The 12,976-nt window shown below is 44.1% G+C and carries 13 protein-coding genes; 1 reads left to right on the top strand and 12 read right to left on the bottom strand.

Annotation, left to right across the window (positions count from 1 at the left end; all coding sequences use genetic code 11):
* Nucleotides 1–26: 26 nt before the first annotated feature.
* The 11 genes from FKN88_RS10045 to FKN88_RS09995 form a co-directional block, all read right to left on the bottom strand.
* Nucleotides 27–1,436, bottom strand: a complete 1,410-nt coding sequence (locus FKN88_RS10045) for a sigma-54 dependent transcriptional regulator (protein WP_004394758.1) — start codon at nucleotides 1,434–1,436, stop codon at nucleotides 27–29.
* A 2-nt stretch (nucleotides 1,437–1,438) separates the two neighbouring features.
* Entirely contained in the window at nucleotides 1,439–2,491 is a 1,053-nt protein-coding gene (locus tag FKN88_RS10040) for a PAS domain-containing sensor histidine kinase (RefSeq protein WP_154170431.1), read from the bottom strand.
* Nucleotides 2,492–2,612: 121 nt separating this feature from the next.
* Entirely contained in the window at nucleotides 2,613–4,079 is a 1,467-nt protein-coding gene (locus FKN88_RS10035; RefSeq protein ID WP_004394756.1) for a sigma-54 dependent transcriptional regulator, read from the bottom strand.
* Between the two features lie 231 nt (nucleotides 4,080–4,310).
* Nucleotides 4,311–4,721: a flagellar export chaperone FliS gene (gene fliS / locus FKN88_RS10030; RefSeq protein WP_154170429.1), complete on the bottom strand. Its 411-nt coding sequence runs from the start codon at nucleotides 4,719–4,721 to the stop codon at nucleotides 4,311–4,313.
* An 11-nt stretch (nucleotides 4,722–4,732) separates the two neighbouring features.
* Nucleotides 4,733–5,038: a flagellar protein FliT gene (locus FKN88_RS10025; protein WP_040904736.1), complete on the bottom strand. Its 306-nt coding sequence runs from the start codon at nucleotides 5,036–5,038 to the stop codon at nucleotides 4,733–4,735.
* Between the two features lie 4 nt (nucleotides 5,039–5,042).
* A complete protein-coding gene (gene fliD / locus FKN88_RS10020) occupies nucleotides 5,043–7,007 on the bottom strand; it encodes a flagellar filament capping protein FliD (protein ID WP_040904134.1) in 1,965 nt (654 codons plus the stop codon).
* A gap of 21 nt (nucleotides 7,008–7,028) precedes the next feature.
* Nucleotides 7,029–7,487, bottom strand: a complete 459-nt coding sequence (gene flaG, locus FKN88_RS10015; RefSeq protein ID WP_072669917.1) for a flagellar protein FlaG — start codon at nucleotides 7,485–7,487, stop codon at nucleotides 7,029–7,031.
* An 80-nt stretch (nucleotides 7,488–7,567) separates the two neighbouring features.
* A complete protein-coding gene (locus tag FKN88_RS10010) occupies nucleotides 7,568–8,698 on the bottom strand; it encodes a flagellin (protein ID WP_004394752.1) in 1,131 nt (376 codons plus the stop codon).
* 282 nt (nucleotides 8,699–8,980) lie between these two features.
* Nucleotides 8,981–10,114, bottom strand: a complete 1,134-nt coding sequence (locus FKN88_RS10005; protein ID WP_004394751.1) for a flagellin — start codon at nucleotides 10,112–10,114, stop codon at nucleotides 8,981–8,983.
* Between the two features lie 238 nt (nucleotides 10,115–10,352).
* Complete coding sequence (locus FKN88_RS10000) at nucleotides 10,353–11,495, bottom strand: flagellin (protein WP_306687508.1); 1,143 nt, start codon at nucleotides 11,493–11,495, stop codon at nucleotides 10,353–10,355.
* A 156-nt stretch (nucleotides 11,496–11,651) separates the two neighbouring features.
* The gene (locus FKN88_RS09995) at nucleotides 11,652–12,113 is read right to left on the bottom strand and encodes a DUF2919 domain-containing protein (protein ID WP_154170425.1); all 462 of its coding nucleotides are present in this window, start codon (nucleotides 12,111–12,113) and stop codon (nucleotides 11,652–11,654) included.
* 156 nt (nucleotides 12,114–12,269) lie between these two features.
* Between FKN88_RS09995 and FKN88_RS09990 the strand changes: the two genes are divergently transcribed.
* Nucleotides 12,270–12,614 carry a DUF2956 domain-containing protein gene (locus FKN88_RS09990; RefSeq protein ID WP_154170423.1) on the top strand — a complete coding sequence of 115 codons (345 nt, stop codon included), beginning with the start codon at nucleotides 12,270–12,272 and terminating at the stop codon, nucleotides 12,612–12,614.
* Between the two features lie 24 nt (nucleotides 12,615–12,638).
* On the opposite strand, the gene FKN88_RS09985 is transcribed toward FKN88_RS09990, so the two are convergent.
* The gene (locus FKN88_RS09985; RefSeq protein WP_004394748.1) at nucleotides 12,639–12,926 is read right to left on the bottom strand and encodes a helix-turn-helix domain-containing protein; all 288 of its coding nucleotides are present in this window, start codon (nucleotides 12,924–12,926) and stop codon (nucleotides 12,639–12,641) included.
* Between the last annotated feature and the right edge of the window lie 50 nt (nucleotides 12,927–12,976).

Genomic DNA, 12,976 nt, shown 5'->3' with positions numbered 1-12,976 from the left:
ATGAGCAATTAATATGCCACGTCAAATCAACCTGGAATATCGATCCCTGCATCACGCATTTTCGCTAATTTATAACGTAACGTTCGCGGACTAATGCCTAATTTTTCGGCCATCTCTTTACGTCGACCGTGACACTCAACTAACGTCTCCATAATAATGGTAAACTCTTGATCACGTAGCTCATCGCCTAATCCGACGGGACTCGCTGGAGTGTGGTTGATCGGCGAACTTTGCGCAACAGGCTTAATCTGGGGGCACGAGACTTCTTCTTGTTCAACCAACTGCTGTAAACCTGATGCATCTTGCCAATCAAGTCCCTCAAGTAGTATATGTTGCTGAGTAATGTCCGCCTGTTCACTTAAAATTAACGCACGCTGAATCACATTATCAAGCTCACGGACATTACCAGGCCATGTGTATTGATGAAGCTTTTCCATGGCTGCGGGAGAAATGCTGGGAACCGGTAAACCGAGTTTTTTGCAATGGCGCTCCACGAGGTGTGTCGCTAATGGCGCAATATCTCCTTTTCGCTCACACAATGCAGGCCATGTGATCGGAAACACATTCAATCGATAGTATAAATCTTCGCGAAATTTGTTTTCTTTAACGTAAGCTTTTAAATCTCGGTTGCTGGTCGCAAGAACTCGTACATCGAGTTGAATACTTTTCCGACTGCCCAGCCGCTCAACCTCTCGCTCTTGGAGGACCCTAAGTAATTTAGCCTGTAGATTCAAATCCATCTCACTGATTTCATCCAATAAGATAGTGCCACCTTGAGCTTGTTCGAATTTACCTGGGCAGGCTTGCACCGCCCCCGTAAAAGCTCCCTTTTCATAACCAAAGAGTGTCGCTTCTAACATGTTGTCTGGGATAGCAGCACAATTAATGGCAATAAATGGTCCATCTTTACGTGGTGAAGCGTTATGAATATAACGGGACATAATCTCTTTACCAGAACCACTTGGGCCAAGAACCATCACGTTGGCGTCGGTTCTCGCCACTTTTTCCGCTAGCGCTAACAGCTTCAAGCTTTTCTCATCCGCCACCACCGCATCACCGTCATCATCGGATTTTACTGGTGCATAACGGCTGATCATATTAAGCAGTACTTCGGGCGCAAAAGGCTTCGCCATATAGTCGATGGCCCCCTCTTTCATCGCCGCCACGGCATCTTCGATATTGGCATAAGCGGTCATTAATAGCACCGGAACATTTGGCCAATGCTGTTTAATATTGCGAAGTAGCGCTAACCCGCCCATTCCGGCCATCTGTACGTCAGAGACGACGATATCGACTGGATGCGTTTTAAGTTTGATAAGTGCATCTTCAGCGCTGTCAGCTTCTAACCACTCATATCCGGCTAAGGCCAGTGTATCCACTAAGGCTTCACGGAGCCCTTCATCATCTTCAACGATTAAGACTTTACTTTGCGCCATGATCATTCTCCGTTATCTGATTGAGGTGAGGGCGATTGACGTTCGATGGGAAGGCACAGAGTAAAACAGGCTCCTTCACCAGGCTGCGACAATAACTCTAATCGCCCATCATGGGCACGACAGACCATTTGGACTACCGCCAGCCCAAGCCCTGTTCCTTGTGAACGCGTCGTAAAAAAAGGCTCCATTATTTTATGATGCAGCTCTGGTGCGATACCGGGACCGTTGTCTTGAACGGATATTTTTAATTCACCGTTGACGGCACGAAAGAAAACATCAATTTGCGCCCCTTTACCAATGATCTGAATAGCATTCATCACTAAATTACTGAGCGCCGAAGCCAATGCGTTAGCATTCCCTAATAATACGGTATCGTCTTGCTCAACCTGTAAATCATAATCGATTTGATTGTTTTTTAATGCCGTTTCAATCATAGGTGAGAACTCTGCCACCAATTCAGCCACAGAAAAAGGCTGGATGACTCGGTTATCGCCGCCCTTAGCAAACAGCAACATATCGTTCACTTGCTTTTCTAGGTCGTGTAATCGATCAACCAATTTAGATTGAAATCGTTCACGGGTTGCAGTCGGTAAATTCGCCGCGGCTAAGTTAGAAGCATAGAGCATCGCGCTCGATAATGGCGTTCGAACTTGATGGGCTAACGATGCCACCATCCGCCCCAAAGACGATAAGCGCTGTAAATCACCGATCCGTGATTGTAAGAGACGAGTTTCGGTTAAATCGGTTATTAGGATAAGTTGGCCCGTTGTTGAAGCAGAAATGGCTAAGCGAACTTTTCGGCCATTACGTAATGAGATTTCATGTCCATCATCCTCACGAGGTGCGAAAGCGACTTGAATCACGCTGTACCATTTTTCACCGACTAACGGAACTTGCAATAGCCGTTGCGCTTCAGGATTCGCTTCACGAACGATCCCTTGAGTATCCAGTAATATCACGCCAGCAGGCATTACATCGAGCACTTGTTTATAACGCTCAACTTGATCTTCCAATGAGTCTAAGTGCGACTGTTGTTTGTGTACGGGATCATTCATCGTCGAAAATTTGCCTTAATATACAACAATAGTCTGAAATGCAAAATGCAAGCCAGACTATTATTCAATAATTTCAATGCGTTAACGACAGTCAATATATTGACCACGCCAGAAAGTCGCTTTAGCGTTGCATATTATACTTACGCATTTTCTCGACCAATGTCGTACGACGCATACCTAGCATGTCCGCAGCACGAGCAACAATGCCACTGTGAGCATCAAGCGCTTGATTAATTAGACTCACTTCAAGATCGGCGAGCAGCTCTTTTAAATTCACCCCTTCTGGCGGTAATGACTTTGCTGCGTCAAAATGACCATTAAGATCATCATGAGATTCGAACGTGAAGTTTTCTGAAAAAATATCTTCTAACACATCACGCTCTTGCTCTTCCACGGAACTAAACCGACATGGTTCAGGCTGAAACTCAGGTATATCACTATAACGATATTTGGTCGGTAAATGATTCACATCGACCAAATTATTGGGGTACAGAATCACCATACGTTCAACTAAATTCGCTAATTCACGAACGTTACCCGGCCAATCATGCTCCATTAATGAATTGATCGCCCGAGGAGTAAAGCAAATCGGCGCTCCGCCTTCTGCCTCCATACGGGTCATCAACTCTTGCAGCAATAAAGGAATATCTTCTTTACGATCCTTTAATGCTGGCATCTCAATAGGAAAAACGTTTAAACGATAGTAAAGATCTTCTCGAAATCGCTGCTCAGTGATCATGCTATCTAAGTCTCGATGAGTGGCGGCAATAATCCTCACATCCGCTTTGATGGTTGTATTTCCACCGACTCGCTCAAAACAGCGTTCCTGTAACACTCGCAGTAACTTAACCTGCATATTGGTTGGCATATCACCAATTTCATCGAGAAATAAGGTTCCGCCTTCAGCGAGTTCAAAGCGCCCTTTACGTGAGGTGATCGCCCCAGTAAACGATCCCTTTTCATGACCAAACAGTTCACTCTCTAGTAATTCAGCGGGGATCGCTCCGCAGTTAATCGGTACAAAAGGGCCTTTACGACGTGAAGAGTGATAATGAATGTTGCGCGCTACCACCTCTTTACCAGTACCAGATTCACCTAAAATCAATACATTTGCTTCTGTATTCGCCACTTGCTCAATCAAATGACGCACATCTTGAATACCAAGACTCTGTCCGACTAAGCTACGAAATAAAGCGTTATTTCGCGAAGGCGTTGACAGCGCTATCCCTTTACGTCCTAAAAACTCTTTACAATGACGCAATGCGTCACTGAGTTGTGGATAGTTAAGGGGAAACTCCAATTCACCAACAAATTGAGGGAAATATTCAACAGAAAAATGGTGTTGGTTAGCTACCAATAACGGTATATGGTTAGCTTGACTCAACGCCTGCGTAAGCTCATCAGATAGCAAAGGCGTAGTAATCGAGCCCAAAATACACCCAGACCAAGGCGCAGACCAATCGATACGGTCAGCTTGAGAAGAATCTATGACCTCACATTGCTCCCCGACAAATTCCAATATAGTACGAAAACTTTGACGAATTGCAGGATCGTCTTCAATGACAAGTAGTTGTGCTAAACCTTGCATAGGTGAGAATATTTGCCTTAATTTAGGGACGTTGTGGTTACACCATTACCAATTATTTACTCATTCTGACTAAAATTGTACGTCAAATTCAGTAAACAATAGACAACGTGTGAAATTCAGCAACAAAAAAAGCCACTCGGCTAGTTAGTGGCTTCTATTCTATTTAATTAAAAAAATAAGGCAACCAAGCATTTAGCTGATGTGATATTGGTTAAAAGTTTAAGATAAAACTTATATCCCTACATCAGTCGCGGTCAAATTATGGTACTCAGTAGGGATTTGATCCCATGCAGACTTGATTTCACGCAGAATATCTATCACATCGTCTAATGGTCGAGGCTCGTTTTTATGGTTAGCGGTGGTGATTTGCGTGATCATAAATTCATACAATTGATCAAGGTTTTTTGCAATATCCCCGCCATCGTCCATCGATAAGCAGCCACGCAGACTAATAATAATGTCCAGTGCTTTGCCTAAACGCTCACCTTTAACAGGGATATTACCTTGCTGCATTGCCGCTTTACCTTGGATCAAACGTTCTATGGCACCGGCCATCAGCATCTGGACGATTTTATGCGGTGAGGCCGCACTGAGCTGGCTATCCACTGATACTTTTTTGTACGCTTGTAAAGAACCACGCATAGTCTTCCTCTTTATAAAAACTTTTTGTATTGTTGAAGCGATTTATTACCGTATCGATATTGTCGCAATGATTTACCGATAGACAGGGTTTTAGACTGCATCAGTTCAACAAGATGTTGTGTCTCTTCGATCGCGCTCTGCCATTCTGGTGATTGCGCAAACTGCGGATTGTCTACGATATAACTCAGCAATACCGCTAACCGTTGTTCCCTATTATCGACCAAGCGATGAATTTCTTCAGTGTTAATGTCGTCAATAGTTAACTTTTCTTTTATTTGTTGATTAATATCAAATAACGCTTGTAGCTCAGTCTGCATATCACTAACCCAGAGCATTCATCATACCAGCAAGTTGAGACTGCATCTTACCCGTTGCATCCTGCATAGCCGAAAATTTAGCGTGAGTTCGCTTCTCTAAACCGTCCATACGACGATCCAAGGCGTCTTGATCATTGACCAAGCGACGATTTTGTTCGGTGATGCTGTTCTCGCGAGTGCGGATCGATCCCGTTGCCCCAGTCAATCCTTGAATGGCTTCTTCGACTCGTCGAGCAAAGCCTTGATTGCCACCAAAAAAATCACCCAGTTGATTAAAATTATTATTTAGCTGACGGTTGAGCATAGCATAGTTAATTTCTAAGTTCCCTTGGCGAGTGGTAGTAATACCTAATTCCGTCAGGCTTTTTAGCTGCTCAGGCCCTTGCTCAATCGGCGATGAAAAGACTGATTTCAATCGCGTATCGGCACTACGAACAATACTATCTCCAGCGAGTGGTCCAGCACGGCCCGTCCTTGGATCGACACCCGATAATTCTTTACTAATTTGGTAAAATTGATTGTAAGCCGCAACGAACTGCTCAATATCTTGACGAACACTATCTCTGTCGTACTCAATGCCAATTTCTGCAGGCCGTTGATTGGCGTCATGTCGACCTTTAAGAGTAAGATTAACGCCATCGATAGCGTTTTCAATGATGTTATTTTCACTGGATAATGTCGCAATACCATCCAGCAAGACCAACGAATCTTGCCCCGCTTGAACTTGGATCATCCCTTGATATTCATCAAAAGAGTGCTGCGCCGCTTTTAATTGAGCTTGAACTTGTTCCATTTTTTCAAGCACCGCGAGCTCTTCAGGAGATAATTTTGCTCTTTCAGCGGCTTTTGCCTCCTCCGGAGTCATATTGCCGCTTTTTATCGCTTCTTGTATTGCAGCTTGCTCTTGGGCAAGTTTGGCATCAATTTTAGCTTGGGCTTCTTTGGGGGTCACATAAGAATCAAGCAACGTGCCTGACGCGGTATTACTCCAACCAGGAATATCGGCGGCCTTTGCTAAGCCATTTTCATCGAGTTCCGGTTGAGGTTCAGAGTAAGAGTCAAGCAAGGTACCTGAGGCAGTTTCTGTCCAACCGGGAATGCGCTCTTCAGGTCTTAAATAACGATTGGCTTCTTCTGCAGCTTTGATCCCTTCGCCAGAGATATCATCAAGATCTTGTGTTGTTGATACCGCTTGTTCAGCTTGGGCCGCGAGCTCTTTATCCACTTCACGTGCAGCCGCACCAATTTTTTCAGCGACTTGGGCCGCGACTTCTTGTTGCTCCGCTGTCAGAGGGGCAATGATTTGTTGCGCTTCAGCTCGTGCTTTTTCTAAATCTTTAACCCTTTGTTCTAAGGTTTTATACTCTAAGCGTTTTAATGGGTTACCTGACTCAGCTTGCGCTTGAATTGATATTTGCTGTTTTTCGCCCGATAAATTAGAAGCAATGATCAGCCGAGGTCCTTCAACATCATTGATGATTGATGCTCGCACACCGGGATTATTTTTATGGCCATTAATCTCTCGTATCACATCTGTCAGCCGAGAATTATTGGCGACATCAACCGTGAATTGTCTCTTACCCAGAGAAATTTGCAGCTTACCCTCACCAAATCTTGTGTCACTCGGTATAACCTCTGACGCAATTTTATGGCTTTGAGCAAGCTGCAACACATCGACTGAGTATCTCCCAGCAATCGCATCGGTTGAAGCGGTTGCAGAAACAATCTGGTCATCAGAAGTGTCAACTTTGCGCACAGCAAACGCTTTCTCTTGACGAAAATTCGCCATGAGATTTCGCATGGTATCCAGTGATTCCCTGAGCCTGCCATAGGCACTAATACTGGCTTCATTATCATAGCGCTTATTATCAATGCTTTGCTGTTTTGGTACACGCTCAGCATCAACAATCGTCCTTACGACGCTATTGATATCAAAACCAGTGTTCATCCCCATTGGGCCTAAACTCATCCAATCACCTCAATCATACGATTACGCCTTAATCACCAGCAAGCCTGACTTTGGACTCTGCTCACGAGAGAGACGCCGTAATACTTCAAGCATTTCTTCTTCAGGGATCTGCCGAATAATGTCGCCCGTAGAGGCTTCATAAATCGTCACAACATCCCGTCCGGATTCTTCATCAACCCGAAACGCCAAACCTTTATTGATCGAATTAACAAACTCGTCCATTTTCTCAATAACCACTGCGCGTTGCTGCTCGTTTATCCGCTCTCTTTCTTGAGATTGTTTAATCGCGGCTTGCAACGCTTGTTCTTGGTTGCGTTTTAGTTGTTCAGACACTTGCGCATTGACTTTTTCAGTCTTACGCACCGAACGGTGACTCTCCTGCGAAGAAGCACTTACCACGCTGTCGTTTCCTGAAGCAAGTTTAGTGCCACTTTGCGAGCCGTAAGGCTGGATGTTCGATGTGTAGGATGGTACTTCCATAACAATCTCCCTTCCACCTTATAGGTAGCTTAATCGCTAATTGCGCGTTCAGCTACCCATGCTGCCCATTGCACCGTCAGTTAACCTAACAGGCTAAGAGCTGCAGATGGTGACTGCTTCGCTTGAGCTAATACTGAGGTACTCGCTTGCTGCAAAATTTGTGCTTTAGTCATTGCCGTTGTTTCACGTGCGTAATCCGTATCTTGGATACGACTGCGCGAGGCATTAACGTTTTCATTGGTATTCTCTAAGTTATTAATCGCATGAGAGAATCGGTTTTGAAAAGCACCTAGTGAAGCTCGCTGACTATCCACCGATTTTAACGCGCCATCAAGGATAGCAATCGCTTCTTGTGAGCCGGCCACGGTAGTCACATCGATGTTTTTCACGTTAACATCTTGCCCTGTACCAAAACCAATTTCGGTAGCAAGATCGCCACCTATCGTCACATCACCGGTTACTTTTTGCGAAGAGGCATACAGTTGAAGCTTGCCATCTTCACCGACTGACGCGTTGATATCTTCACTTTGACCATTAATGTAAGTCGCAACCTCCTCAAGGTCATCACCGACTTTCGCGTTAATAGTGATTTCTCGCGCTTCACCCTGCTTATCTGTGTAGTTAAGCGTGAGTTCGGTCGCAGTGGTGACTCTCCAATCCGGCGTTTGGCCTGTTTCTGCTCGATACGCTTTTCCGCCCATCTCAGCCGTATCAGAGCGCAAACTTCCCATCGTTAGCAGCACCGCTTCCCCTGATTCAGCACCAATTTGGAAAGATTTGCTACCAAAAGTGCCGTTCAGCAGCCGGTTACCACCAAAGGAGGTACTTTCCGCAATCCGGTTAAGTTCTTGGTTAAGGGCCGTAACTTCTTCTTGAATCGCGACACGCTCAGAGCGTGAGTTTGAACCGTTAGAAGATTGCAGAGCAAGATCTCGCATACGCTGCAAAATATTGGTACTTTCGCCCATCGCACCTTCTGCGGTTTGAGCAATAGAGATCCCATCATTAGCATTGCGTACCGCGACATCAAGCCCACGGCTTTGTGAAGTCAATCGGTTTGAGATTTGTAAGCCTGCTGCATCATCACGAGCACTGTTAATACGATACCCCGATGATAGGCGTTCCATTGATTTTTGCACACCGTCAGCCGCACTATTCAGGTGGCGTTGTGCGGTCATCGCCGACACATTGGTGTTTACGTTAATTGCCATAGTTTGATCTCCTTAGGCGGATAGTTGGCATACCTTCAAGTCTCTCACCTCTCGTCGGTATACCTCATTTCTCTCGTATCCTTTAACGGCCTCGATTAAATATCCTTTAGGGAAATAGTCGACATTTTTCTATTTTTTTTCTTCTCATCGCTAAAAGGCGATCCAGCTCAAAAAATAACGCTCATCTATAGCTAAAGATTACAATAAACCGCCGCACCTAACTCAATTTCAAACATAAAAAAATCCAGCCGAAGCTGGATTCTTTGTAAAGGCAGAAATTAATTAGCCAAGTAAACTTAATGCGGCATTCGGTGCCTGTTTGGCTTGAGCTAAGATAGAACTTGAAGCTTGACCAAGGATTTGTGCTTTGGTTAACGCTGTGGTTTCCTTCGCAAAATCAGTATCTTTAATACGGCTCTTCGATGCGTTAACGTTCTCGTTAATGTTATCCAAGTTGTTGATAGCATGGTTAAAGCGGTTTTGGAAGGCACCAAGTTCTGCACGGTGACTATCGACATATTGTAACGCCGCATCTACGATAGCGACCGACTCTTGAGCTCCACCAACACTGGTGACATCAATCGTATTCACCGTCACCGCTTGTGCTGGGCCCATCGCCAACTCAGTCGCTAATGCGCCACCAAAGGTCACATCACCAGTAACTTTATGCTCCCCACTAAAGATCTGTAGTTGCCCTTTTTCATTGACCGATGCTTGAACCATATCAGTTTGGCCATTAATGTAAGTGGCCAGCTCTTCGATATCATCGCCAACTTTAGCACTGATATTAATGGTTTGCTCTACGCCATTGACATCATTAAGCGTTAAGGTTAGTTCATTATTACCATCACTAACGGTCCAATCTTTATCGGCTTCAGTTGCAGCGACATAACTCGTACCACCCATTTTAACGTTATCACTACGCATATCATTGAGTGTTAACATAACGGCTTCACCACTGTTCGAACCAATTTGGAATGCCTTGGTTTGGAAGGTGCCGTTAAGTAAGCGGTTACCACCGAAAGACGTGGTTTCAGCAATACGATTGAGCTCATCATTCAGCGCGGTTACTTCTTCTTGAATCGCGACACGCTCTGATTTTGAGTTAGAACCGTTAGCCGATTGCAATGATAGATCACGAATACGTTGTAAGATATTAGTGGTTTCTTGCATCGCGCCTTCAGCCGTTTGTGCCATTGAGATACCATCATTGGCGTTACGTACTGCGACATCTAAACCACGGCTTTGTACATTTAAACGGTTAGAGATTTGTAGACCAGCAGCATCATCTTTAGCGCTGTTGATCTTAAAGCCTGAAGACAGACGCTCCATCGATGTTTGTTGCGCATTAGTCGCGCTATTTAGGTAACGTTGTGCGGTCATTGCGGCTACGTTGGTATTTACATTCACTGCCATGGTAATTTCTCCAATTGATTTTCCGATGTTTCCGGTTTTCGACGTCTCGTAAAACCAAGGTAGTTATCTCAAAGTTATTTTCTTAGCGGCGTGTTTTGAAAAACCTTTAGATTTTTTTTTGCTTTTCTTTAAAAAAACTCACTTTGTGGTTAAAAACGCACCAAACTAGGAAAAATAACAAAAATAGCGTTTTTTTTTACTCAAGCTTTTAAATGACCTGTCGATAACGATCGTTTTTTTAATTATTCAGTAAAGACAATGCAAGATGAGGCTGCTTTTTCGCTTGGCTAAGAATAGATGTGCTGACTTGTTGCAGTATTTGCTGTTTAACCATTTGAGTGGTTTCTTTAGCAAAATCAGTATCTTTAATCCGACTATTTGAAGCAGCCAAGTGCTCATGCATATTATCAAGATTATTAATGGCATGATAAAAACGATTTTGGAGAGCACCTAATTTAGCCCGATGGCTATCGACATACTGCAATGCAGTATCAATCACAGCGACAGCACTTTGCGCACCACCAACAGAAGTGATATCAAGATCATTAACGGTTTCATATTTTCCAAAGGTAAGCTGTAACTGGTCAGCCAAACCACCTGAAAAATAAGGCTGGCCGTGAATAAAATGACTATGTTGATTTTCGAAATAAATCTGTAATTGTCCATTTTCGTTAACTGAGGCGGACAATTTATCGGTTTGACCATTAATATAAGTGGCTAAAGACTCGATGTTATCACCGACTTTAGCCTGAATATCGACAGTTTCTGTTATGCCTGCGCGATTCATAAACGAAATAGAAAGCTGATGATTACCTTGTTCAACTTGCCAATCGGGATCTTTAGGAAGAGAAACATATTTAAAGCCACCCATTAGCAACTGGTCACTCCGCATCGATTTCAAACCGACTTGTACCGCCTCTCCAGAGGCCGCACCAATCTGAAAAGAAGCCGAACCAAAACGTCCATTGAGTAATTTTCGCCCAGCAAAAGAGGTGGTTTCTGCAATTCGGTTTATTTCATCATTCAAAGCACTCATTTCTTCTTGTAGTGCTTGTCGCTCAGCTTGGCTATTCGAGCCATTCGCTGACTGTAAGGAGAGATCGCGCATTCGCTGCAAAAGGGTTGTTGTCTCTTGCATCCCACCTTCTGCGGTTTGCATGATCGAAATACCGTCATTCGCATTACGCGCTGCGACGCCTAAACCTCGCATCTGTGTTTCTAATCGATTGGAGATTTGCAACCCAGCGACATCATCTTTCGCTCGATTAATTCGTTTACCGGAAGATAATCGATCCAGTGGTTGCTGAAGGGCTACTGACGCTTGATTAAGATGGCGCTGAGCGACTAAAGCCGAAACATTGGTGTTGACCGAAAGAGACATGCTGTTTTATCAAATTGCTCTGTGAACAAATACTTAACTAGCGTATCGGCAAAATGAACAGAATCTTGAGTCATGATACCGATCATCATTGATGATCGGTAATGAAATAAGAAGAGCGCCCGACAAGATAGATTTGGGTACGTAATCAATAACCGTTTAACTCAACGGGCCAGTAGAATCAAAGCACGCTTTAACTCGACGACTACGTATCAAGTAAAAACCAAACCACAGTAAGATGAGCAGCGTCAATGCATTAGCCCACTGGAATGCGCCATGATCTAAATAAACATGATAAACCGTTTGTACTAATTGGATAATGAGTACACAAAGGGTCATGGCGCGTCCTAAACGTAAACCGGCGATAAGTAAACGTCGCTGCTCTTGTCTAAGGTGAATAAGCCACATCAATAGTAAGCTAGGTAAACCAGTCATTAACCCTAAGTACAGCATATCGTGGTCGGGATACACAAAACTCAGAATGGTTGAACCATGTTCTCGGCTTACTCCTGCCACCACAAAAACGACCCAAGCGCGAGCTAAAAACAACCAGCCCAACCAGAGCCATAACGAAGCATTAAGGTAACCATAACGGTCATAGTGTTCGATCGGATATCGCATAATACATCATAAATTCATACTATTATGCCTGCTACTTTAACGTAATCCTGACTCATCGCCTATGCCTTAACAACTCAAGTTTAAACCTTACTCGTCCTCAGTTGAGGAAATGAATCAAGGCATGTTAATCTGATCAATATTGAAAAGGGGTTATTAATGAAACAGACCATTATTCCGTCACCACAAACTCAGCAAGAAGCACAAGCCATTGCTAAAGCCTCACAAAAACCGGGCCAAACGAAAGAACAAACCAAGTTAATTGCGCAAGGTATAGAAAAAGGTATCGCACTCTATAAGAAACAACAAAAAGAGAAAAGCCGTCAGGCCGATAGAGCCAAAAAAAAGTCTCAGCAATTAAGGCATACGGCAGAGAATACGACGAAAGAAGTCATGCCACTCCCTGCCAAACCCAGCGCAAAATCAAAGCCATGGTTACCATGGGGACTGTTAATCATCAGTTGGATGGGGTTTATTGTTTATCTCTCAACAAAAGCCAGTTGATAAAAAAAGCCAGCATAGACTGGCTTAAGCATGAAATCCAAGGCTTGCTGCAATCGCCGCTTTACGTTGGATGACCCATTGACTATCAAACGGTCCCCAATCCGATAACCGATAATAGCCATCATTATGACGACGTCCATCTTGAACAAAGCTGAGCTCAATTCCGATCCCCGGCATCGCTTTGATCACATCCTGAATGGTGCGACGCGGCCATCCGGTTTTTTCAATCAACTTAGGGACATTTGGCCGTTCAAGGCTTTCAACTAATAAGGCGAGATACAAACGCCTTGCAAAAACAGGACTCAATTCCATTGATACCTCCTAAATGGTGCAGAGCACATTATTTCTGTTTTGTCAGTTAA

The organism is Vibrio sp. 2017_1457_13 (genome assembly GCF_030851525.1).
In the GTDB taxonomy this organism is placed as follows: Bacteria; Pseudomonadota; Gammaproteobacteria; order Enterobacterales; family Vibrionaceae; genus Vibrio; species Vibrio metschnikovii.
The sequence above is the reverse complement of the archived record's forward strand: the minus strand, read 5'-3'. Positions and strand labels throughout refer to the sequence as shown.

What these genes read in the sequence shown, in the direction of transcription:
- FKN88_RS10000 (WP_306687508.1), bottom strand. Translation starts at nt 11,495, where the DNA reads ATGTCTCTTTCGGTCAACACCAATGTTTCGGCTTTAGTCGCTCAGCGC.
- flaG (WP_072669917.1), bottom strand. Translation starts at nt 7,487, where the DNA reads ATGGAAGTACCATCCTACACATCGAACATCCAGCCTTACGGCTCGCAA.
- FKN88_RS10040 (WP_154170431.1), bottom strand. Translation starts at nt 2,491, where the DNA reads ATGAATGATCCCGTACACAAACAACAGTCGCACTTAGACTCATTGGAA.
- FKN88_RS09990 (WP_154170423.1), top strand. Translation starts at nt 12,270, where the DNA reads ATGAAACAGACCATTATTCCGTCACCACAAACTCAGCAAGAAGCACAA.
- fliS (WP_154170429.1), bottom strand. Translation starts at nt 4,721, where the DNA reads ATGCGTGGTTCTTTACAAGCGTACAAAAAAGTATCAGTGGATAGCCAG.
- FKN88_RS10045 (WP_004394758.1), bottom strand. Translation starts at nt 1,436, where the DNA reads ATGGCGCAAAGTAAAGTCTTAATCGTTGAAGATGATGAAGGGCTCCGT.
- FKN88_RS10005 (WP_004394751.1), bottom strand. Translation starts at nt 10,114, where the DNA reads ATGGCAGTGAATGTAAATACCAACGTAGCCGCAATGACCGCACAACGT.
- FKN88_RS10025 (WP_040904736.1), bottom strand. Translation starts at nt 5,038, where the DNA reads ATGCAGACTGAGCTACAAGCGTTATTTGATATTAATCAACAAATAAAA.
- fliD (WP_040904134.1), bottom strand. Translation starts at nt 7,007, where the DNA reads ATGAGTTTAGGCCCAATGGGGATGAACACTGGTTTTGATATCAATAGC.
- FKN88_RS09985 (WP_004394748.1), bottom strand. Translation starts at nt 12,926, where the DNA reads ATGGAATTGAGTCCTGTTTTTGCAAGGCGTTTGTATCTCGCCTTATTA.
- FKN88_RS10010 (WP_004394752.1), bottom strand. Translation starts at nt 8,698, where the DNA reads ATGGCAATTAACGTAAACACCAATGTGTCGGCGATGACCGCACAACGC.
- FKN88_RS09995 (WP_154170425.1), bottom strand. Translation starts at nt 12,113, where the DNA reads ATGCGATATCCGATCGAACACTATGACCGTTATGGTTACCTTAATGCT.
- FKN88_RS10035 (WP_004394756.1), bottom strand. Translation starts at nt 4,079, where the DNA reads ATGCAAGGTTTAGCACAACTACTTGTCATTGAAGACGATCCTGCAATT.